At 67.5% G+C, this 20,653-nt stretch carries 22 protein-coding genes; 11 read left to right on the top strand and 11 right to left on the bottom strand.

Going from position 1 to position 20,653, the window contains the following annotated elements:
• Positions 1-2: 2 nt before the first annotated feature.
• Complete coding sequence (locus SLG_RS01345) at positions 3-1,121, top strand: serine hydrolase domain-containing protein (RefSeq protein WP_014074600.1); 1,119 nt, start codon at positions 3-5, stop codon at positions 1,119-1,121.
• A gap of 11 nt (positions 1,122-1,132) precedes the next feature.
• On the opposite strand, the gene SLG_RS01340 is transcribed toward SLG_RS01345, so the two are convergent.
• The 3 genes from SLG_RS01340 to pdxH are packed head-to-tail and all read right to left on the bottom strand — an operon-like array spanning position 1,133 to position 3,470.
• Positions 1,133-1,927, bottom strand: a complete 795-nt coding sequence (locus SLG_RS01340; protein WP_014074599.1) for a PhzF family phenazine biosynthesis protein — start codon at positions 1,925-1,927, stop codon at positions 1,133-1,135.
• A complete protein-coding gene (locus SLG_RS01335; protein ID WP_014074598.1) occupies positions 1,924-2,850 on the bottom strand; it encodes a cation diffusion facilitator family transporter in 927 nt (308 codons plus the stop codon). The genes SLG_RS01340 and SLG_RS01335 overlap by 4 nt, the downstream gene beginning before the upstream one ends.
• Positions 2,847-3,470 (bottom strand): pyridoxamine 5'-phosphate oxidase, encoded by a 624-nt coding sequence (pdxH, locus tag SLG_RS01330; RefSeq protein WP_014074597.1) that lies wholly within the window; start codon positions 3,468-3,470, stop codon positions 2,847-2,849. Before pdxH ends, SLG_RS01335 begins: the two co-directional genes overlap by 4 nt.
• A gap of 125 nt (positions 3,471-3,595) precedes the next feature.
• Here pdxH and SLG_RS01325 point away from each other — a divergent pair, with 125 nt between their 5' ends.
• From SLG_RS01325 to SLG_RS01290, 8 genes are all read left to right on the top strand, one after another.
• The gene (locus SLG_RS01325; protein WP_014074596.1) at positions 3,596-4,297 is read left to right on the top strand and encodes a DUF4136 domain-containing protein; all 702 of its coding nucleotides are present in this window, start codon (positions 3,596-3,598) and stop codon (positions 4,295-4,297) included.
• 106 nt (positions 4,298-4,403) lie between these two features.
• Complete coding sequence (locus SLG_RS01320) at positions 4,404-5,345, top strand: DnaJ C-terminal domain-containing protein (RefSeq protein WP_014074595.1); 942 nt, start codon at positions 4,404-4,406, stop codon at positions 5,343-5,345.
• Positions 5,346-5,481: 136 nt separating this feature from the next.
• Positions 5,482-6,447: a YihY/virulence factor BrkB family protein gene (locus tag SLG_RS01315; protein ID WP_014074594.1), complete on the top strand. Its 966-nt coding sequence runs from the start codon at positions 5,482-5,484 to the stop codon at positions 6,445-6,447.
• On the top strand, positions 6,444-7,247 hold the full coding sequence (gene fabI, locus SLG_RS01310) for an enoyl-ACP reductase FabI (RefSeq protein WP_014074593.1): 804 nt from the start codon (positions 6,444-6,446) through the stop codon (positions 7,245-7,247). The genes SLG_RS01315 and fabI overlap by 4 nt, the downstream gene beginning before the upstream one ends.
• A gap of 7 nt (positions 7,248-7,254) precedes the next feature.
• Positions 7,255-8,325: a chorismate synthase gene (aroC, locus tag SLG_RS01305; protein WP_014074592.1), complete on the top strand. Its 1,071-nt coding sequence runs from the start codon at positions 7,255-7,257 to the stop codon at positions 8,323-8,325.
• Positions 8,322-8,906, top strand: coding sequence for a hypothetical protein (locus tag SLG_RS20150; RefSeq protein ID WP_051003665.1), 585 nt, complete (start codon positions 8,322-8,324; stop codon positions 8,904-8,906). The genes aroC and SLG_RS20150 overlap by 4 nt, the downstream gene beginning before the upstream one ends.
• Positions 8,907-8,921: 15 nt before the next feature.
• Positions 8,922-9,347: a secondary thiamine-phosphate synthase enzyme YjbQ gene (locus SLG_RS01295; RefSeq protein WP_014074590.1), complete on the top strand. Its 426-nt coding sequence runs from the start codon at positions 8,922-8,924 to the stop codon at positions 9,345-9,347.
• 231 nt (positions 9,348-9,578) lie between these two features.
• Positions 9,579-10,694: a 5-methyltetrahydropteroyltriglutamate--homocysteine S-methyltransferase gene (locus SLG_RS01290; protein ID WP_014074589.1), complete on the top strand. Its 1,116-nt coding sequence runs from the start codon at positions 9,579-9,581 to the stop codon at positions 10,692-10,694.
• Between the two features lie 98 nt (positions 10,695-10,792).
• Here the strand turns inward: SLG_RS01290 and SLG_RS01285 are convergent, their stop codons facing one another.
• From SLG_RS01285 to hisB, 7 genes are all read right to left on the bottom strand, one after another.
• On the bottom strand, positions 10,793-12,331 hold the full coding sequence (locus tag SLG_RS01285) for an amino acid permease (RefSeq protein ID WP_014074588.1): 1,539 nt from the start codon (positions 12,329-12,331) through the stop codon (positions 10,793-10,795).
• A 143-nt stretch (positions 12,332-12,474) separates the two neighbouring features.
• Positions 12,475-12,852 (bottom strand): histidine triad nucleotide-binding protein, encoded by a 378-nt coding sequence (locus SLG_RS01280; protein ID WP_014074587.1) that lies wholly within the window; start codon positions 12,850-12,852, stop codon positions 12,475-12,477.
• Between the two features lie 4 nt (positions 12,853-12,856).
• A complete protein-coding gene (locus SLG_RS01275) occupies positions 12,857-13,174 on the bottom strand; it encodes a phosphoribosyl-ATP diphosphatase (RefSeq protein WP_014074586.1) in 318 nt (105 codons plus the stop codon).
• Positions 13,175-13,619: 445 nt separating this feature from the next.
• On the bottom strand, positions 13,620-14,384 hold the full coding sequence (gene hisF, locus SLG_RS01265) for an imidazole glycerol phosphate synthase subunit HisF (RefSeq protein ID WP_014074584.1): 765 nt from the start codon (positions 14,382-14,384) through the stop codon (positions 13,620-13,622).
• Positions 14,381-15,136: a 1-(5-phosphoribosyl)-5-[(5-phosphoribosylamino)methylideneamino]imidazole-4-carboxamide isomerase gene (gene hisA / locus SLG_RS01260; RefSeq protein WP_014074583.1), complete on the bottom strand. Its 756-nt coding sequence runs from the start codon at positions 15,134-15,136 to the stop codon at positions 14,381-14,383. The genes hisF and hisA overlap by 4 nt, the downstream gene beginning before the upstream one ends.
• Entirely contained in the window at positions 15,133-15,747 is a 615-nt protein-coding gene (hisH, locus tag SLG_RS01255) for an imidazole glycerol phosphate synthase subunit HisH (RefSeq protein WP_014074582.1), read from the bottom strand. Before hisH ends, hisA begins: the two co-directional genes overlap by 4 nt.
• A gap of 6 nt (positions 15,748-15,753) precedes the next feature.
• Entirely contained in the window at positions 15,754-16,341 is a 588-nt protein-coding gene (gene hisB / locus SLG_RS01250; protein WP_014074581.1) for an imidazoleglycerol-phosphate dehydratase HisB, read from the bottom strand.
• A gap of 127 nt (positions 16,342-16,468) precedes the next feature.
• On the opposite strand from hisB, the gene SLG_RS01245 reads away from it, so the two are divergent.
• A complete protein-coding gene (locus tag SLG_RS01245; RefSeq protein ID WP_041391669.1) occupies positions 16,469-16,948 on the top strand; it encodes an SspB family protein in 480 nt (159 codons plus the stop codon).
• A gap of 69 nt (positions 16,949-17,017) precedes the next feature.
• Here the strand turns inward: SLG_RS01245 and SLG_RS01240 are convergent, their stop codons facing one another.
• Complete coding sequence (locus SLG_RS01240) at positions 17,018-19,870, bottom strand: CHAT domain-containing tetratricopeptide repeat protein (protein ID WP_014074579.1); 2,853 nt, start codon at positions 19,868-19,870, stop codon at positions 17,018-17,020.
• 224 nt (positions 19,871-20,094) lie between these two features.
• On the opposite strand from SLG_RS01240, the gene ybgC reads away from it, so the two are divergent.
• Positions 20,095-20,547 carry a tol-pal system-associated acyl-CoA thioesterase gene (gene ybgC, locus SLG_RS01235; protein WP_014074578.1) on the top strand — a complete coding sequence of 151 codons (453 nt, stop codon included), beginning with the start codon at positions 20,095-20,097 and terminating at the stop codon, positions 20,545-20,547.
• Positions 20,548-20,653 lie beyond the last annotated feature (106 nt).

The raw sequence follows: 20,653 nt of genomic DNA, 5'->3' as shown, positions 1-20,653 counted from the left end.
TGATGAAGATCAAAATGCTTTGCCGCTGGAGCGCTCTTCTCGGCGCCAGCCTGTTGCTTGCCGGTGCCAGCGCCTCGCAGGACGTGCCGGCACGGCGCTATGCCGTGCTCGCGGACAGCCCCGGCGTCTCGGCGGCGGCGCTGCGCGAAGCGATCGATCCGCTGTTCGATGCCGCGTCCGGCAAGTCCGTGGGCGAGACACGCGCGCTGATCGTGATGCGCGACGGGGAGATCATCGCAGAACGCTACGCGGAGGGCTTCGGGCCGGACAGCAGGTTCCTCTCCTGGTCCATCGCCAAGACAGTGACCGGGCTGATCGCGGGCATCATGGTATCGGATGGCAGGTTGGCACTGGACGATCCGGCGCCCGTGCCCGCCTGGCGGCAAGCAGGTGATCCCCGGGCCGCCATCACGCTGCGGATGCTGCTGCAGATGCGCTCCGGCCTGCTGAACCGCGAGCTGTGGACGCCCGCGCGGCATTCCGATCCGCTCGACATGCTGGTCGGCGAGGGGGCAGCGGATCAGGCCGCCTTCGCCGCCGCCAAGCCGCTGGTGGATCCGGATGGCCGGACGTTCAATTACAGCAGCGCGACCAGCATGATCCTGACCGGCATCATGACCGACCAGCTCGCCGGCGCGACTCGCGACCCGCGGGCGCGGCGGGACGCGATGGCCCGCTTCCTCGCGGCGCGCTTCTCCGGGCCGCTGGGCCTCACCGGCTTCACGCCCGAATATGACGAGAGCGGGACGCTGGACGGCTCGGTGATGATGCACATGACCGCGCGCGACTATGCGCGCATCGGCGAATTCATCCGGCATCGGGGACATCTGGACGGGCGGCAGCTCATCGCGGACCGGTGGTTCGACTTCATGCTCGCGCCCTCGCCCGCGAACGCGGCCTATGGCGGCCATATCTGGCTCAACCGGGCCGGAGAGCAGGCCGTGCTGTTCCCCGGCCAGGCCACGGAGCGGCTGGTGGCCGGCGTCGGCAATCGCGGCCAGTATCTGCTGGTCTCGCCCGGTCAGAGGCTGACCATCGTGCGGCTCGGCATCACGCGCGAGGACGACATGGATGCGCTTCGCGATGCGCTCGCGCGGCTTGTCCGGCGCTTCCCGGACTGAGCGCCCGCCGATTAAAGGATGAACCGTCCTTCGATGACGGTGCGGCAGCGACCGGTGAGGATGGCACGATCGCCGGACAGGCAACAGCCGATATGGCCACCCCGCGCGCTCGCCTGAAAGGCAGTGAAGCGATCCCGCCCCAACCGTGGCGCCCAATAAGCGGTCAGCAGGGCATGGGCCGAGCCGGTCACCGGGTCCTCGTCGATGCCCGCACCGGGCGCAAACACGCGGCTCACGACATCGGTGGCGATGCCCGGCGCGGTCGCGATGGTGAGGACATCGCCATGGCGCGCCAGAGCGGGGAAATCGGGTCGCAGCGCGCGGATGCTGTCTTCGTCGGGGTAAAGGAATAGCAGGTAGCCGCCTTCCCGCCAGCGCGTCTCGACCGGGGCGACAGGTCCCAGAAGGGCCGCGATGTCCGGCCGCTCCGCCGCTTGTGTCGGCCAGGCGGGCAGATCGAGCGCATAGCCATCGCTGTCCCGTCGCACCGCCAGATCACCGGCGCGGCGGGTGCGGAAGCGCAGCATGTCGACATCGTCCGGCATCAGCACATGACCGCTGGCGAGCGTCGCGTGGCCGCAGAGCACCACCTCGACGGAGGGCGTGAACCAGCGCAGCTCATAGTCCGCCCCGGCGTCCGCGGGCAGCTTCACCGTGAACGCTGTCTCAGCGAGATTGTTTTCCTGCGCGATCGCTTGCAGCACCTTGTCGTCGAGCCAGCGATCGAGCGGCATCACGGCGGCCGGATTGCCGGTGAACGGTGCGTCGGCAAAGGCATCGACCTGCGTGAAGGGAAGGGATGTCATGGCTTTGGCGGCTCCTTGGCGCGTGTCGGGGGCTCCATTTCGTTCACGGGGTCGAGGTGGATCAGCATTTCGACGTCGGGAAAATCGCGGTGCAGGCGGTCCTCGAGCGCATCCATCAGCCGGTGCCCGTGAGCGATGGTCATGGCGGGATCCACGCGCACATGGAACTGCGCGAAGTCGCGCGAGCCGCTGGTGCGGGTGCGCAGATCATGCACGTCACGCACTTCGGGATGGTCGGTAGCGATGGCGAGGAAACGCGCCCGCCTGTCGTCCGGCCATTCCTTGTCCATCAGCTGATCGATGGCGCGCGTGGCGGTGCGCATCGCGTTCCAGGCAAGCCACAGGCCGATGGCCACGCCGAACAGGGCGTCGGCGCCCCTGACCTGCAGCAGGCTTTCCAGCACCAGCGCCAGGATGACGGAGCCATTGAGCGCGAGGTCGCTGCGATAGTGAAGACTGTCCGATGCGATGGCGATCGAGCCGGTCGAGCGGATGATATGCGCTTGATAGCCGACGAGCGCGATGGTGAGGAGAATGGCGATAAGCGAGACGCCGACGCCATATTCGATGTCCACCGGCGTGCCGCCGCTTCCGAACCGCTCGATGGAGCGCACCACGATGCCGACCGCTGCGACGCTGATGAGCGACACCTGGAACAAGGCGGCCAGCGCCTCCGCCTTGCCATGGCCGAAGCGATGATCCTCGTCGGCGGGCCGGGCCGCGATCTGCACCGCGACGAGGGTGACGATGCTGGCGATCAGATCAAGGCCGGTATCCGCCAGCGAGCCGAGCATGGCGATCGAGCCCGTGCGCAGCACCGCATAGATTTTGAGCGTGCCGAGAATGAGCGCGACGCCGACACTGGCGATCGCCGCCTTGCGATTGAGCGCGCCTCTGGCAGCGAGGCGGTGTTCGGCCGTCACGGAAAGAGATATCCAGCCCGCCAGCCCCCGGCGCCGTCCGCTTCGTAGCGGCTGCGCTCATGCAGCCGGAACATGCGGTCCAGCCAGAATTCCATCGTCTCGGGCACGAGCCGGAAGCCCGACCAGTGCGGCGGGCGCGGCACCGCGCCGCCCGCGAAGCGCGCTTCGGCCTCGGCGATGCGCTGCTCGAAGGTGCTGCGCGCATCGAGCGGGCGGGACTGGTCCGATGCCCAGGCGCCGATCTGCGAATCGCGGGGCCGGCTCGCGAAATAGGCGTCGGCCGTGGCGTCGTCGACGCGGGTGACCGGCCCTTCGATGCGAATCTGGCGGCGCAATGACTTCCAGTGGAACAGCAATGCGGCATGGGGATTGGCGATCAGGTCGTCCGCCTTGCGGCTTTCCAGATTGGTGTAGAAAGTGAAGCCGTCCGGCCCATGGTCCTTGAGCAGCACCATGCGCGCCGAAGGGCGGCCGCGCGCATCCGCGGTCGCCAGCGTCATGGCATTCGCATCGCCCGGCTCGCTGGCCTGCGCTTCCCCGAACCATGTGTCGAACAGCATGAAGGGATCGGCGGCGAGCGTGGTCGGCGCGGCGGAGGTGGTGTCGGCGGGATTGATCATGGCCGCTTCCTACGCCGGGCCGGGCGGACTGTCGAGCGACGGCGCGGGGTTGTTCACCTGCCCGCAAGGCCGTGGCGGCTAGGCCTGCGCACGGGTGGCATCATGGGGTGCTTCAAGGAGGAACCATGTCTACCAGCCCTGTTCTCTCGCTTCCGCTGCTGATCGCTGCTCTGGCTTGTGCGATGCCGGCTTCCGCGCAGCCCGGCTGGGGCACGCCCGGACTGGGCCGCGCTCGCGCGGGCGCTGACGACTGGCGTTCGCCGCGCCTTGCTCGCGGGCAGGATGAACGCGAGGGCAAGGTGGACGCCGCGCGCTTCGTCGCGGAAGACGCCGGCGATGCGCTGGGTCACGGCCCCATCGCGGTCACCGCGACCACGGGCGGGGAAGCCAGGGCCGGTGAGCCCGCGGTCTACGAAGCCGCCGTCATAGACCAGCTCGTGAAGGCCGGCTATGACACGATGAAAGCCAGCCCCGAAGGCGGGCAGATCGCCGAGATCCGCATCGTGCGCGACGTGCTCGTGCCCGAGGAGCAGAAGCGCAAGCCGGTGAGTGGCGAGATGGCGGTGGGCGTTTCGAACTATGGCTCGATGGTCGGTATGGCCGTGGGGGTCGATCTCACCAAGCCGCGCAAGGCGCTCGTCTCCACCCGGCTGGAAGCCCGCGTCCTTGACCGCGCGACCGGCAAGGCGCTCTGGGAAGGCAGGGCCGAGATGGCCACGCGCGAAGGCGATTCCCGCTGGACGGACCAAGCCATCGCCACGCGGCTGGCCGACGCATTGTTCGATGGCTTTCCCGGGAAGAGCGGCGAAACCCTCGCTCGCCGCTAGATTCAGCGTCAGTACCGCCCCGTCACCCACTTGCGGCGGGCCCCTGCAGTTGCCAGATGAATGCAGGTGGCGCATGCGCGCCGGGGCGAACGGGTGATTGAACGAAATGGCTGATCCATATTCCCTACTGGGTGTTTCGCGGAGCGCGGACGAGAAAGCGATCAAGTCCGCCTATCGCAAGCTCGCGAAGGAGCTTCATCCCGACCGGAATCAGGACAATCCCAAGGCCGCGGAGAAATTCGCTGAGGTCACGCGCGCTTATGATCTGCTGTCCGACAAGGACAAGCGCGCGCAGTTTGACCGTGGCGAGATCGATGCCGACGGCAATCCCACTCATCCTTTCGGGTTCGGCAATGGCGGCGGCCAGGGCTACTCGGCCTACTCGCGCGGCGGCGGCCCCGGCGCGGAATTCGAGTTCGGGGCGGGCGGTGCCGACTTCGGCGACATCTTCGAGGGATTGTTCGGTGGCGGCGGGCGTCGCAGCGGCGGCCCCTTCGGCGGGTTCGGGGGGCGGAGCGCGCCGCCCCAGCGCGGCGCCAATATGAGCTATCGCCTCTCGGTTCCCTTCGTGGACGCCGCGACGCTTGCGCCGCAGCGCATCACGCTCGCTGACGGCAAGACGATCGACCTCAAGCTGCCCGCCGGCGTGGAGAGCGGCACGCAGATGAAGCTCTCCGGCAAGGGCCAGCCGGGGGCTGCCGGCGCAGGCGACGCCATCGTCACCATCGAGGTGGCGCCGCATCCCTTCTTCGAAAAGGAGGGCGACAATGTCCGGCTCGACCTGCCGATCAGCCTCAACGAGGCCGTGAACGGCGCGCGGGTGAAGGTGCCGACGGTGGACGGGCCTGTCATGCTCGCCGTACCGGCCGGCGCGCGCTCGGGCCAGACGCTGCGCCTCAAGGGCAAGGGCTTCACGCACAAGCAGGGCGGGCGCGGAGACCAGCTCGTGACTCTGTTGATCGATCTCCCGGCGCACGATCCGGCACTGAAGACCTTTGCCGAGGACTGGTCGGACAGCCGGCCGCTGCGGGCCCATCTGGGCGTGTGATCGGCCGATTGCCGGGCCGGCGGCGTTGAAAGCGGCGCGCAATCCTGCGAAAGCACGGGCCCGTGCCGTGGCGCTGGGCTCGCGATGTAAAGGATCGGCTGGACGCATGACATCATCCCGCCCGGAGATCTGATCCATGCTTGGCCTGTCTCCCGAATCGCCGGAAGCCCGGCGCCGACGGCTGCGCGAGCGCGGTGCGCGCCTGCATGCCGGCATCCGGCGGAGCCGGGTGGGCGCCCGCGCGATCACGGTGCTGAAGCGGGTGGCGGTGGGCGTCTATACGGACGGGTTCATTCACGCGGGCAATCTTGCCTATCTGACTCTCGTCGCAGTGTTTCCCTTCTTCATCCTCGCCGCCGCCATTGCGCAGTTGCTGGGGCGGACACAGGCGGGGATCGCCACGGTGAACGGCTTCCTGCTCACCGTTCCCCCCAATGTGGCGGACGTGCTGCGCCCCGCCATCACGGACGTTCTGAGCGCGCGGACGGGCAATCTCTTGTGGATCGGCGCGCTGGTCGGCCTGTGGACCGTCGGCAGCCTCATCGAGACGATCCGGGATATCTTGCGCCGCGCTTATGGCACGCGCTCCAAGCAGCCCTTCTGGCATTACCGCCTGCGCGCGATGGGGCTCATCATTCTCAGCGTTCTGGGCGCGCTGGTGGCGCTGTCGCTGCAAGTGCTGCTCGCCGCGGTCGAGACCGTGATCGAGAAATTCTTCCCGGTGGCGGACAAGGCGTTCGGCCTCATCACCGCCTACCGACTGGTGCCGACCGCCTTCCTGTTCCTGGCGCTCTATTTCCTGTTCGTCGCGCTGACGCCGGGGCGCTATCGCACCGGCCCGTTCCCGAAATGGCCCGGCGCTGCCTTCACGGCCCTGTGGTGGTATGGCACGTCGCTGCTCCTGCCTATCTTCCTTTCCCGCATCTCCAGCTACAGCCTCACTTATGGCGGTCTGGCGGGCGCGATGCTGGCCCTCATTTTTTTCTTCATCATCGGGCTCGGCGTGGTAATTGGCGCCGAACTCAATGCGGCGCTGGCCGATTTCCCCGAGGATGACGAGGAAGAAGAGCCAGCGGAAGAGACGGAGGAGCCGACTGCATGACAGGCCTGATGGCAGGCAAACGGGGGCTCATCATGGGCCTCGCCAACGACAAGTCGCTGGCCTGGGGCATCGCGAAGGCGCTGCATGCCCAGGGGGCGGAGCTTGCCTTTTCCTATCTGGGCGAGGCGCTGGAGCGGCGCGTGCGCCCGCTCGCGGAGGAGCTGGGATCCGATTTCCTCCTCTCCTGTGACGTTGCGGACATGGCGTCGATCGACACCTGCTTCGCACAGCTTGCCGAGCGCTGGCCGACGATCGATTTCCTGGTCCACGCCATCGGCTTCTCGGACAAGAACGAGCTGCGCGGCCGATATGTCGACACCAGCCTGGAGAATTTCCTCCTGACCATGAACGTCTCGGCCTACAGCTTCGTCGCGGTGACCAAGCGCGCGGTGCCGATGATGGCGAATGGCGGATCCATCCTGACGCTGACTTATTACGGCGCCGAGAAGGTCATCCCGCATTACAACGTCATGGGTGTTGCCAAGGCGGCGCTCGAGACGAGCGTCAAATATCTCGCGATGGACCTGGGGCCGGAGAATATCCGGGTGAATGCCGTTTCCGCCGGGCCGATCAAGACGCTCGCCGCCTCCGGCATCGGCGATTTCCGCTACATCATGAAGTGGAACGAGCTGAACTCGCCCCTGCGGCGCAACGTCACCATCGAGGATGTGGGCGGCGCCGGCCTCTACCTGCTGTCCGATCTGGCCTCGGGCGTGACCGGCGAGATCCACCATGTCGACGCGGGCTATAATGTCATCGGGATGAAAGCCGAGGACGCGCCAGACATCGCGCTCAGCTGACGCGCGCATGAGCTTCAACACCTTCGGGCGGAGCTTCCGCTTCACCACATGGGGCGAGAGCCACGGCCCGGCGATCGGCGCCGTGGTGGATGGCTGTCCGCCCGGCATCGCGCTTTCGGAAAGCGACATCCAGCCCTGGCTGGACAAGCGCCGGCCGGGCACCTCCCGCTTCACCACGCAGCGGCAGGAGCCCGATCAGGTACGGATCCTCTCGGGCGTGTTCGAGGGGTTGACGACGGGCACGCCCATCAGCCTGATGATCGAGAATGTCGACCAGCGCTCGAAGGATTATTCCGAAGTCGCGCAGGCTTACCGGCCTGGCCATGCCGACTATGCCTATGACGCCAAATATGGCTTCCGGGACTATCGCGGCGGCGGACGCTCCTCCGCGCGGGAGACGGCGAGCCGGGTCGCGGCGGGCGCGGTGGCGCGGCTGGTCATCCCGCAGGTGCAGATCACCGGCTATGTGAGCGAGATTGGCGGCGATGCGATCGATCCGGCGAACTTCAATCCCACCGAGATCGGCAACAATCCCTTCTTCTGCCCGGATGCCAAGGCAGCCGCCCGCTGGGAAGCGCTGGTGGACGCGGCGCGCAAGGACGGCTCCTCGCTCGGCGCGGTGGTCGAGTGCGTCGCGACCGGCGTGCCGGCCGGCTGGGGCGCGCCGCTCTATGCCAAGCTGGACAGCGAGCTAGCGGCGGCCTGCATGGGCATCAATGCCGTCAAGGGCGTCGAGATCGGCGATGGCTTCGCTGCCGCCCGCCTGCGCGGCGAGCAGAATGCCGATCCCATGCGGCCCGGCAATGGCCATACGCCCATCTTCCTGGCCAACCATGCCGGCGGAATCGCGGGCGGCATCGCCACGGGCCAGCCGATCCGCCTGCGTGTGGCCTTCAAGCCGACCAGTTCCATCCTGATCCCCGTCGAAACCGTCACGCGCGAGGGCGAGGCGACCGAGATCAGGACGAAGGGCCGGCACGACCCTTGCGTCGGCATTCGCGGCGTGCCGGTTGTCGAGGCCATGGTGGCACTGGTACTCGCCGACCAGAAGCTGCTACACAGGGCCCAATGTGGATGACACGCACCTGGCCGCTGCTGATGCTCGCCGCCCTTGCCGCTTGCGGCGGGCCGACGCGCGAGGATGAAGCCAATCTCGCCGCGGCCAATGACGTCGACACCGTCATTGTTTCCGAGGAAGACGCGTCCGAGGCAGCGCCCGATGAGGACAGCGCGCCCTTCGACCGGCTCGGCCCCGTGCGCATCGGCGCGCGTGCGGCCGATCTGCGCAGCGCGGGCGTGGCGATCCGGACCGACGAACCGCTGCCCGGCTCGACCTGCTCCTATGCGCGCATCACGTCCCTGCCGGACGTGTTCCTCATGCTCGACGGGCCGGTCGTGACGCGGATCGATGTCGCGACGCCTGCACATCCGACCCTGGGCGGCCTCCGCGTCGGCCAGAGCGAAGCCGAGGCGCTGCGGCGGCTCGGCGGCCGCGCCGTGGTCCAGCCGCATCCCTATACCGGGCCGGAAGGTCATTATCTGGTGGTGCATGAGGCAGGCGCGCCGCGCGGCCTGATCGTGGAGACGGACGGCAAGACCGTGCAGAGCTACCGTTTCGGCAACTGGGAACAGGTCCAGTGGGTCGAGGGATGCGCCTGAGCCGCCGTTCCCCGCATGGCTGAGCTGCGGCAGGCAAGCCGCATCATCCGCGTGCGCACGCCCGGCCGCGCGCTGGTCGAAGTCACGGACGAGATTACTTCATGGGTGACGGGGCAAGGCATGAACGAAGGGCTGCTGACGCTGCTCTGCCGGCATACCTCCGCTTCGTTGACCATCCAGGAGAATGCCGCGCCGGCCGTCCGCCGCGACCTGCTCGACTGGCTGGACCGGGCCGCACCGGAAGATCATCCCTACGCCCATGACGATGAGGGGCCGGACGACATGCCCGCGCATATCCGGGCCATGGTGACGGGTGTGACGCTCTCGATCCCGCTGATCGGCGGCGCGCTTGCGCTCGGCACCTGGCAGGGCATCTACCTCGTGGAGCATCGCCGCAGGCCGCACCATCGCGAGATCGCCCTGCATCTTCTGGGCACCTGAATTCCAGACGGCTCGAGGCCGACCGGAGCCGAATTTTCATCGCCAGAGACAACGCGCGCATTCCTGCGGGGTGCAGGTTGGCGGCTCGCGCCCTCCGGGCCGTGTTCCGCGAACGATGGAATTGGCGGCCTTTTGCGACATAAAGCTTCCTATATATAAAGAATGCTTTATATGATGTTGTTGCAGATTGAGCGGACGGGTCGCCCCGCGCCGCGCCCGAAGGAGAAGATCATGCCGTCCAGACCACCGTTTCGCGCCGATCATGTCGGCAGCTTCCTGCGCCCCAAGGCGTTGCTCGACGCCCGGGACGACTTCGCCCAGGGCAAGATCGACGCGGCGGCGCTGCGCGCGGTCGAGGACGAAGCGATCCGTGGCGTGGTCGCCTTTCAGGAAAGCGTCGGCCTCAAGGCCATCACGGACGGCGAGTATCGCCGCAAGTTCTTCCACACCGATTTCCTGCTCCAGCTCGCCGGCATCGAGGAGCAGGGCGGCATGGAAGTGGCGTTCCACAATGCCATCGGCAAGGACGTGCATTTCGCCCCGCCCAAGATGGTGGTGACCGGGAAGATCGGCCATGCCAAGCCGATCCAGCGCGCGGACTATGAGTTCCTGGCGAGTGTCACGCGCGAGACGCCGAAGGTCACGATCCCCTCCCCCACGATGCTCCATTTCCGCGCCGGGCGCGAAGGGATCAGCGAGGCGGCCTATCCCGACATGACCGAGTTCTTCGCCGACGTCGCGGCCGCTTATCAGGAGGAAGTCGCCGATCTCGCCGATGCCGGCTGCCGCTATCTGCAGCTCGATGACACCAACCTCGCTTATCTGTGCGACGACACGCAGCGCGAGAATGCCCGCAAGCGGGGCCTCGATCCCGATGATCTGCCGCGCCATTATGCCAAGATGATCAACGATGCGATCGCGACGGCGCCGGACGACATGTTCACCGCCGTGCATCTGTGCCGGGGCAATTTCCGCTCGAGCTGGGCGGCCGAGGGCGGCTATGAGCCGGTCGCCGAGATCATGTTCAACGAACTGGCGATCGACAGCTTCCTGCTCGAATATGATGACGCCCGTTCAGGCGATTTCGCGCCGCTGCGTTTTCTGCCCAAGGGCAAGATCGTGGTGCTGGGCCTCGTTACCACCAAGCTCGGCGAGCTGGAGACCAAGGACGAGATCAAGCGGCGTATCGAGGAAGCCGCGAAGTTCGCGCCGCTCGACCAGCTCGCTCTGTCGCCCCAGTGCGGTTTCGCATCGACGGTGCATGGCAACGACATCGAGGTCGAGCAGCAGAAGGCGAAGATGGAGCTGGTGGTCGAAGTGGCCGAGGAAGTCTGGGGTAGCGCCTGAGAACGCGCCGGGGCGCTCACTGCCCCACGGATGAAACAGGAAAGGGCCGCCCGGTGATCCCCGGGCGGCCCTTTTCCTTTGTCCCGTTCGCGAGACGGTCAGTTGACTGGCGGCACCGGCTGCGGCGGCGCGTCCGGATCGTCCTCATGCACTTCGACATGGCCAAGGCCGACATGGCTGCGCTTGCGGCTGTATCCGAAATAGACGGCCAGGCCGATGATTGCCCAGATCAGGAAGAGAATGATGCTCTTGTGATCGAGGCTGATGAACAGATAGGCACAGCCGGCGATCGCGATCGGCGCTGTGAGATAGACGGCGGGTGTACGGAACGGCCGGTGGCGCTTGGGATCCGTCCGGCGCAGGGCAAGGACTGCGATGGACACGGCGGCGAAGGCGAACAGCGTGCCGGAGTTGGAGATGTTGGCGAGCTGGCCGACCGGGAAGAAGGCCGCGAACAGCGCCACGAAGACGCCGGTGATGATCGTGATGACGTGCGGCGTGTTGAAGCGCGGATGGATCTTCGAGAAGGCCGGGGGCAGCAGCCCGTCGCGGCTCATGACGAAGAAGATGCGGGTCTGGCCGAACATCATCATGAGGATGACGGAGGGCAGGGCGAGCCCGGCGGCGAGGCCGAGCAGGTTGCCGATCTGCGGCCAGCCGATCTCGCGCAGCGTGAAGGCCAGCGCTTCCTTGGAACAGACCACGTCCTTGAAGCCTTCCGCCGCGCGCGCCGCGCATTGGCTGGCGAGTTCGCGACTGCCGGGCTCGAGCACCAGGCCCGCCGCGTCACGCACCGGCTGGCTGGAGAGGCCCGGCGCCCCGATGACGCCCGCTGCCACCAGCAGGTAGAAGACGGTGCAGAAGAGAAGGCTGCCGATGAGGCCGATGGGCATGTTGCGCTGCGGGTTCCTCGTTTCCTCAGCCGCCGTCGACACCGCGTCGAAGCCCACATAAGCGAAGAAGATCGATGCCGCCGCCATCGAGATGCCCAGGAAGCCGGTGGGCGCGAACGGCGAGAACTGTTCGCTGTTCATGACCGGGATCGCGAGGATGATGAACAAGGTGAGCGCCGTCACCTTGATGGCGACGAGAACGGCATTGACGGTCGCGCTTTCCTTGGTGCCGATGACCAGCAGCCAGGTCACGAGCCCGGCGATGAGCATCGCCGGCAGGTTAATGAGGCCGCCATCGAACGGGCCCAGCACCAGCAGATCAGGTATGTCTATGGAAAAGGCGTGCTCGATCAGGCCGATGACATAGCCGGACCAGCCGACCGACACGGCGCCCGCCGCCACGGCATATTCGAGGATGAGTGCCCAGCCGACCATCCATGCGATGATCTCGCCCATGACGGCATAGCTGTAAGTGTAGGCCGAGCCGGACACCGGCACCATCGAGGCCATTTCCGCATAGCAGAGCGCCGCGACGGCGCAGACGAAACCCGCGATGATGAAGCTGATCATCATGCCGGGGCCCGCCTTCTGGGCGGCCTCGGCGGTCAGAACGAAAATGCCGGTGCCGATGACTGCGCCAATGCCCAGCATGGTGAGCTGGAAAGCCCCCAGCGAGCGGTGCAGCGATTTCTTTTCGGCAGTGGCGAGAATGGCGTCCAGCGGCTTGATGCGGCCAAAGATCATGCGCTTGTCTCTTTCGATGTGCAGCGGTCGATGTGCCGCTGTCCCCCTGAATGGGGAGGCAGACTAGAGACTAAATCATTGGGTGCAAGTGCGAAGCAGTCCGGCGCGGTGGCGCGAAACCCGCCGATGCGCCCGGCCGAGGGTCAGCGGGCCAGCATCGGCCCCAGCGGCTTTCCGCCGAATATGTGGATATGGAGGTGGGGCACTTCCTGCCCGCCGTCCTCGCCGACATTGGCGAGCAGCCGATAGCCCGGCTCGACCAGCCCCGCCTCGCGCGCGATCAGCCCGATGGCGCGGACATAAGCGCCGATTTCCGCATCGCTGGCGCGGCTGGAAAAATCATCCCAACTCACATAGGCGCCCTTGGGGATGACCAGCACATGGGTCGGCGCCTTGGGCGATATGTCGTGGAAGGCGAGGACGTGCTCATCCTCGTAGACCGTCTTGTTCGGGATTTCCCCGCGCAGGATCCGCGCGAAGATATTTCCCTCGTCATAGGGGAGCGTGGGATCGATGGGCACGGCTCTACTCCTTCGGGCGGGACGATTTCTCGACGATGCCGGAGACGCCTTCCCGCCGGTCCAGCTCGGCGCAGACATCCGCCAGGCTGACGCCGCAATCGGACAGCAGGACGATGAGATGGAACATCAGGTCCGCAGCCTCGCCGGTCAGCGCATCCGGATCGCTCCCGAGAGCGGCGATCACGGTCTCGACCGCTTCCTCCCCCAGCTTCTGCGCGATCTTGGGCCGGCCGGACCGGAAGAGTTTCGCCACATAGGAGGTCGCGGGGTCGGCGCCGCGCCTGTCCTGAATCCGTTTCTCGAGGCGAGCCAATGTCTCCATGGGGCGACGTCCTTGCCGCTGCGGCGTCCGCCGTCAATGGATTTTGCGCGCTGCGCGCGACGGGGACAGCGTTTGGGAAGTGTCTTTCCGGTGCAACGCAGGCGGGCGGCTGCTGCCGCCTGTCGCCGGGCCGGCTGTGTTCAGCGGCGCTGCTTCCGGTCAGGCCTCGGGCCGCTCCGGATGACAAGCCTGCCGATGAGGAATGCCGCGCCCGCCGCAGCAAGGAGCGCCCAGTCAGGCGTTCGGGAACCTGGTGCCGCGCCATTTGCGGGCGCATAGAAGATCGCAGCGATGCCGAGCATCGCTCCGCCGATAAGCACAGCTGCCAGCAGCATGCGCAAGCCCATGCCAAGCTTCATATCCGTCCCCCCACAAGGACAATCACTGTCATCGCGCCCGGCTCGAGCCGGCGTTCGTCACGATAAGGAATGCGACCCTCAGGCACTCATGCACTGCGGACGGGAACCCCGGCGGCCGCAAGCGCCAACCGTGCCTCCTTAACGCTATGCTGCCCGAAGTGAAAGATGGATGCCGCCAGAACGGCACTCGCATGGCCCGATTTCACGCCTTCGACAAGATGGTCGAGCGTACCTACCCCGCCGCTCGCCACCACCGGCACCGGTGCGGCGTCGGCAATCGTGCGGATCAGCTCGATGTCATAGCCCTGCCGCGTCCCGTCGCTGTCCATGGACGTGACCAGCAGCTCGCCTGCCCCCAGCGCCGCCAGTCGCAGCGCATGGGCAATCGCGTCGATACCTGTCGCGCGGCGGCCGCCATGAGTGAAGATCTCCCAACGTCCGGGGCCACTGCGCCGCGCATCGACCGAGGCCACGACGCACTGGCTGCCGAACCTGTCCGCGATCTCGCCCACGAGCTCCGGGCGCGCGACGGCGGCGCTGTTCACCGCCACCTTGTCCGCCCCGGCAAGCAGCAGCGCCCGCGCATCGGCGGCGGAGCGCACGCCGCCCCCCACAGTGAGCGGCATGAAGCACACTTCGGCCGTCCGCGCGACGATATCGAGCAGAGTGCCGCGATCCTCGTGACTGGCCGTGATGTCGAGGAAGCACAGTTCGTCCGCGCCGGCTGCGTCGTAGACCCGTGCCTGCTCCACCGGATCGCCGGCGTCCCGCAGGTCGACGAAATTGACGCCCTTCACGACCCGGCCGTTGGCCACGTCGAGGCAGGGAATGATCCGGGTGCGGACGGTCATGCCGCGCTGGCCACTTCGATCGCTGTGCGCAGATCGAGCCGCCCGTCATAAAGCGCGCGCCCGGTCACGACGCCTTCGATCCCGTCTCCGGCATGGAGGCTGAGGATGCGGATGTCCGAAATGCCGGCCACACCGCCGCTGGCGATGACCGGGATGTCCACCGCCCGGGCAAGATCGACGGTCGCCTCGATATTGACGCCCTTGAGCAGCCCGTCGCGTCCCACGTCCGTGAAGAGCAGCGATGCCACCCCGGCATCCTCGAACCGGCGCGCGAGGTCGACGACCGGCATGTCCGATTTCTCCGCCCAGCCGTCCGTGGCGATCATGCCGTCGCGCGCATCCACTGCAACCACGATGCCGCCCGGATAAGCGGCTGCCATGTCCTTCACGAATTGCGGGTTCTTGAGCGCCGCCGTGCCGATGACCACGCGCGACACGCCGACCTCGAACCAGCCCTGGACCGCCTGCGCGTCCCGGATGCCGCCGCCAAGCTGGACATGCCCCGGAAAGGCCGCGACGATCGAAGCGATCGCGGCGCCATTGACGGCACGGCCGGCAAAGGAGCCATCAAGATCCACCACGTGGAGGAAATCGGAGCCCTGCTCGGCGAACAGCCGCGCCTGATGGGCCGGATCGTCACCATAGACGGTGGCGCGGTCCATGTCGCCTTCCGCCAGCCGCACGACCTGCCCGCCCTTGAGGTCGATCGCGGGGAAGACGATGAAGGGCGGGATGCCGCCGGCAGCGCTCATGGCTTCCACTCCAGAAAGCGTGCGAGCGTCGCGAGACCGTAAGCCTGGCTCTTCTCGGGATGAAACTGCACGCCGAGGATATTGTCCCGGCCGACGGCCGCCACCAGCGCCCCGCCATGGTCCGTGACGGCCATGACATGCGCCGGATCAGCCGCCGCGAAATGATAGCTGTGCAGGAAATAGGCCTCGCCGGGAACGAGCAGCGGATGCGCCGCCGCCGGCGTCACATCGTTCCAGCCCATATGCGGCACCTTGATGCCGGGGACTGTCGGCTCGATCAGCCGCACCGTTCCCGGAACCCAGCCGAGACCGGTGTGACGGCCGAATTCCTCGCCCGCATCAGCGAGCAATTGCATGCCTACGCAGATGCCCAGGAACGGCCGCCCGCCATCGAACACTGCTTCCCGCATGGCGTCGATCATGCCCGGTATGGCCCGCAGCGGCTCGATGCAGGCGCGAAACGCGCCGACACCCGGCAGCACGACACGATCCGCGCGGCGAACGACCTCGGCATCGGCCGTGATGACCACGCCATGCGCGCCGGCCGCTCTCAGGGCATTGTGCACCGAGTGCAGGTTGCCGGCGCCATAATCGATGAGGGCGACGGTCATGGCGCCCTACAGCACGCCCTTGGTGGAGGGGATCGCATCACTCTTGCGCGGGTCGATCTCCACCGCGCTGCGCAGCGCCCGTGCCAGCCCCTTGAAGCAGCTCTCGACGATGTGATGGTTGTTGGAGCCGTACAGCGTCTCGACATGAAGCGTGATGCCGGCGCTCTGGGCGAAGCTCTGGAACCAGTGCTCGATCAGCTCGGTATCCCATTCGCCGAGGCGCTGCATGCCGATCTGCACTTTCCAGACCAGCCAGGGTCGGCCGCTGATATCCAGCGCGACGCGCGTCAACGTCTCGTCCATGGGCGAATGCGCTTCGCCATAACGGCGGATGCCGCGCTTGTCGCCCAGCGCCTTGGCAATCGCCTCGCCGACCGCAATGCCGGTATCTTCCGTGGTGTGATGCTGGTCGACATGCAGGTCGCCGACCGTCTTCACGTCGAGATCGATCAGCGAGTGGCGCGACAGCTGCTCGAGCATGTGATCGAGGAAACCGATGCCGGTCGAGATGGCGTAGGTGCCCGTCCCGTCGAGATTGACCCGCACGTCGATGGACGTTTCCGCGGTCTTCCTGCTGATTTCTGCCGTGCGCATGGCTGCGGCCTATAGCGCGCTCGCGCAGGGGCGCAACGTGCTTCTCCCATGGCCGGAGCGCCGCGACATGAACGCCCGGCGCCGCTCCCCGCTTGACCACCCCGTCCTCTGCGCTAGGACTGTGGCCATGACGGACGAGACGCCTGACAGCTTGATTCCCTATGACGAGATCGTCCAGGAAGCCCTTCGCGCCATACCGGGGCGCGTGCTCAAGGATATCGAGCGGACCGGGGCGCTGCCCGGCAACCATCATTTCTACATCACATTTAAGACGCAGGCACCCGGCGTCAGCATTCCGCAGCGGCTGGTCGAGCGCTTTCCCGACGAGATGACCATCGTGCTTCAGCACAAGTTCTGGGACCTGAAGGTCGGGGCGGACACGTTCGAGGTGAGTCTGACCTTCAATCAGGTGCCGGCGCATCTGGTGATCCCGTTTGCCGCGCTGCGTTTCTTCGTGGATCCTGCGGTGAACTTCAGCCTGGAGTTCCAGGTGCAGGACAGTGGCGACGAGCCCGATCCCCATGACGCGGCGGAGAATGACGAGCCCGCGATCGATGGCGATGAGGGCTCGAACGTGGTGACGATCGACTTCGGCAAGAAGAAGTAGGCGTCTCGGCGACCGGCCTGTCCCCGGTCGCTGGCTTTCCGAAGCGTCCACTCCCCGCGCGCGGGGCCCTCAACCAGAGAAGAGTTCGAACGGCGCCCAGAGTGCCGGATGGTCCACCGCGGCTTCGCCGTCCTTGCCGGTGCGGACCGTGCGGATGGCCCTGCCGAGCGCGCCCGCCGGGTCCATGCCCTCACGGATGGCGCGAACCGTGCCCACCGAGAGCCGGCGGGCCATGTCGTCGCGCACCAGCCAGTGGCTCGCCATCACGCGCCGGGCCCCGGCCAGGAAGAAGCCCTGCACGAGGCCGGACAGCTGCGGCCGATCGCCCGAAGCCGCGCCGGCGGTGTTGCAGGCCGAGAGGATGACGAGCCCGGCCGGCAGGTCAAGCCGGCCGATCTCGCTGGGCTTGAGCAGTCCGTCGTCCTCGCCTTCCGGCGTGAGCAGCAAGGCAGGCTCGGCCAGCCCGTCCAGATCGCCGGCCACGAGGCCATGCGTCGCAAAGGCGAGGATGGCGTCTGGCGGGACATCCAGAGCGCGCAGCCGCGCCTTGGTTGCGGCCGCCCCGGTGAAGATCTGCGGCGCCTGCGCGCCAAGCGCTTGCGCCAGGGTGGCCAGCTCCCGGCGGGCCTCGGGCAGATCGGCCAGGGCATTGATCGCCTGCGCTGTCCCGGCCGAACGCATGGCCATTCGCGCGCCGGCCTGCCGCCCTTCCACGCCCCCGAGCGCGATCAGGGCCGCGCCCGATATCGCAGCCTCCTGCGTCGACTGCCCGGCGCGCGGCGCGCGGACGAGGCGGCTGATCACATGGCGGTCCGCCAGATAGTCGCGCGACCGGATGTCCGGCACGAGGAGGCCGAGAGGGAGAGCGCCCAGCGCGCCATTGGCGATGATCGCGAGCCGCCGGGCGGGCCGCATCATCGCCGCGATGTCGCGCGGGAAGAGCAGCGCATGGAGCTGCGCGGCCGCGTCCCTGTCGAATGTCGACGCCTCGCCCATGTCGAGCGCGGAGCGCAGCCGCGCGACCAGTGCGGCGATGGGGGCGGCGGCGTCGATTTCATATTGCCGCACCCTGCGGCCATCGATGGCCGTCACCAGATGCATCTGGTCCAGCGCGGTGATCATGAGCGTGAGGGTGCGCGGATCGCTTGCGGCCCGGACCTCCGCCAGCGTGGAAGGGCGGAAGAACAGGCGCGCCCGCTCTTCGGCGTCCAGCGATGCATCGAGCCGCGCGATCTCGGCGAGGTTCGCTTCCAGCGCCGTCGAGAGACCCGCCAGATCGAATGTCGCGTCCGGCTTGCCGAGATTGGCGTCCAGCTGCGCTTCCAGTCCCTGCCGTGCCGCGAGGAGCTGGCGCCGCTCACCGATCAGCGCGGCGAGGTCCGGGCCGGTCGCGGTGGCGCGCTCCAGCGCGGCGATGGCCAGCACGTCGTCGAGCGCAGTGCGCGCCGCCCATTGCTGCGCCTGGAAAGCCTCCTCGACCGCGCCGCGCCGCGCGAACAGCTCGGCCAGCCAGCCATAGGCGGGCCGCTGCCGTTCCGCCTGCGCCGAGCCGCGCAGCAGATTCGCATTGAGCACCATTGCCTCAAACAGGCTCCGCGCCTCCGCAAGCAGCGCGGCGGCATCGCGCGTGTTGGCACGGTCCTGCACGCGCAGCATCATGGCCCGGGCGAGCAACAGGTCGGGATGGCTGGCCGGGAGCATTGCCGCGCGAAGGCTCACCGCTTCCTCCGCCGCGCGCGCGGCTGTGGGCCAGTCGGCATTGGCGAACGCCGCCTTCGCCAGATTGTCCCGGGCATTGGCCCGGTCGCGATGTCCCGCCGGCAACCGCTCGTCCCGCACAGCCACCAGCTGCTGCGCCAGCGCCTGCGCTTGCGCGCCATCGCCCACGCCGATCAGCGCCACGAGCAGCGTGTCGCGCGCATTGAGGGCCCGGTCGCTCTGGTTGCCCAGCTGCGCGTCGATGATCGGCGTCGCCACCTCCAGGAAGGCGACGGCATCCTCGAACTGCCCCGCCCGGACGAGGGCCTGCGCGAACTGCACGCGCATCGTCGCGCTGGTCTGCGTCGGCGCGCCCGCGGCCTTCTCGAGCAGCTCGTATGCGCGCCGGATCATGGGCATGGCGTCGCGGGGCCGGTTCACCCGCAGCATGATGGCGCCGAGATTGGCATGGAGATTGGCCATCATCGCGTGCTCGGGGCCGATGGCCGGGCCGAGGCGGGCGATCGCGGTCTGCGCCGTGGTGATCGCGTCCTCGGTGCGGCCGGCCGTGTAGAGGTAGACGACGCGATTGCCATACCAGATGCCGACGTCGACCGGCACTTGCGGCAGCTTCAGCGCGATGTCGATGGCCTCGGCATTGCGGGCGAGCGCATCCTCCAGCCGGCCGTGCTCGAGATAGGAAGCGGCAAGGTTGCTGAGCGCTGTGGCCCGGTCCTTGGACAGTCCGGCTGCCGGATCGGCCGCGAAATCGGCGACGACCTGCTCGGTGATGGCCAAGGCGCCGGCATGATCGCCCTGGAAGTTCAGGATATAGCCCCGCGTCCCCAGCGCGTTGCGCCAGGAGGCCCGGTAGGCCGGATCGGAGACGGCGCCCGCCAGCACGGGAATGATCCGGTCCAGCATCGCCAGCGCTTCGGCCATCTCGCCGCGGGTCGCCATGCTCTGCGCTACAGAGAGCTCCCGTGCCGCGACTTCGGGATGACCCGCGGGGTAGAGACGCTTCGCTTCGGCAAGCGCCGCCGCGCCCAGCGCGCGGTAAGCTTCCGGATCGGAATCGGGGTCGGCGGCATCAGCGCGCGCGATCAGATCATCGAGCCTGCTGCGATCCACGGGGGCTTTCGCCACGCCCGGCATCGCCAGCCCGATGAAAAGCAGCGGTGCAAGAATGGCGCCGGCGCCCCAGCCGGCCAGATATGTCTTCATGCGATCCCCACCCCGTCATGACCCGCGATGATTCCTTCATCGCGCCAGCCCCGAGATCAAGGCCTTTTCGGTGCCATCGCGCGTCTTTTGGAAGCGGGTGCCCCAGCGCCGAAGGTGCCGCTGGAGCGGGCGCGGGGAAGGTCGCCCGGAAAAGGACCGGCGCGAGCGGAACGCGGGGGGCATTTTCCCTTCCCCCGGCGAATCCGCTCCCTTATGGTCGCTTCATGCCGACCAAGCCGGAACCTCTGCCCGCCTCGGGCTTTTTCGAGGGCGCGGAGCACCTGTTCCCGCTGCGCGTCTATTATGAGGATACCGACCTGTCGGGCGTCGTCTACCATGCCAATTTCCTGCGCTACATGGAGCGCGCGCGCTCGGACATGCTGCGCGTGGCGGGGATCGACCAGCGCGCCGCCGTGGAGCAGGGGCTGGGCCATTATGCCGTATCGCGTGCGGACCTTCGCTATCGTGCCCCCGCCCGGCTGGACGATGACCTGCTCGTGCGCAGTCGCCTCGAGGATGTGGGCGGCGCGCGATGCGTGATCGCCCAGGCCGTGTGGCGGGGCGACGTGTTGCTGGCACAGGCGGACGTGACCGTGGCCTTCGTCGATCCCACGGGGCGCCCGCGTCGTCAGCCAGCCGACTGGATAGAGCGGTTCAACCGCCTGCGCGCGGCATGAGATTCATCTGCGGTTCACCTTGTGCTGCCCAAGCGACTCGTGCCTCCAGGCCGGTCGCTTGCACTCGGCCTCATCCGCTATCCCCGCTCGAAAAGAGCATCAGACA

The organism is Sphingobium sp. SYK-6, from assembly GCF_000283515.1.
Classification (GTDB): Bacteria; Pseudomonadota; Alphaproteobacteria; order Sphingomonadales; family Sphingomonadaceae; genus Sphingobium; species Sphingobium lignivorans.
This window is presented reverse-complemented; position numbering and strand designations above follow the sequence as displayed.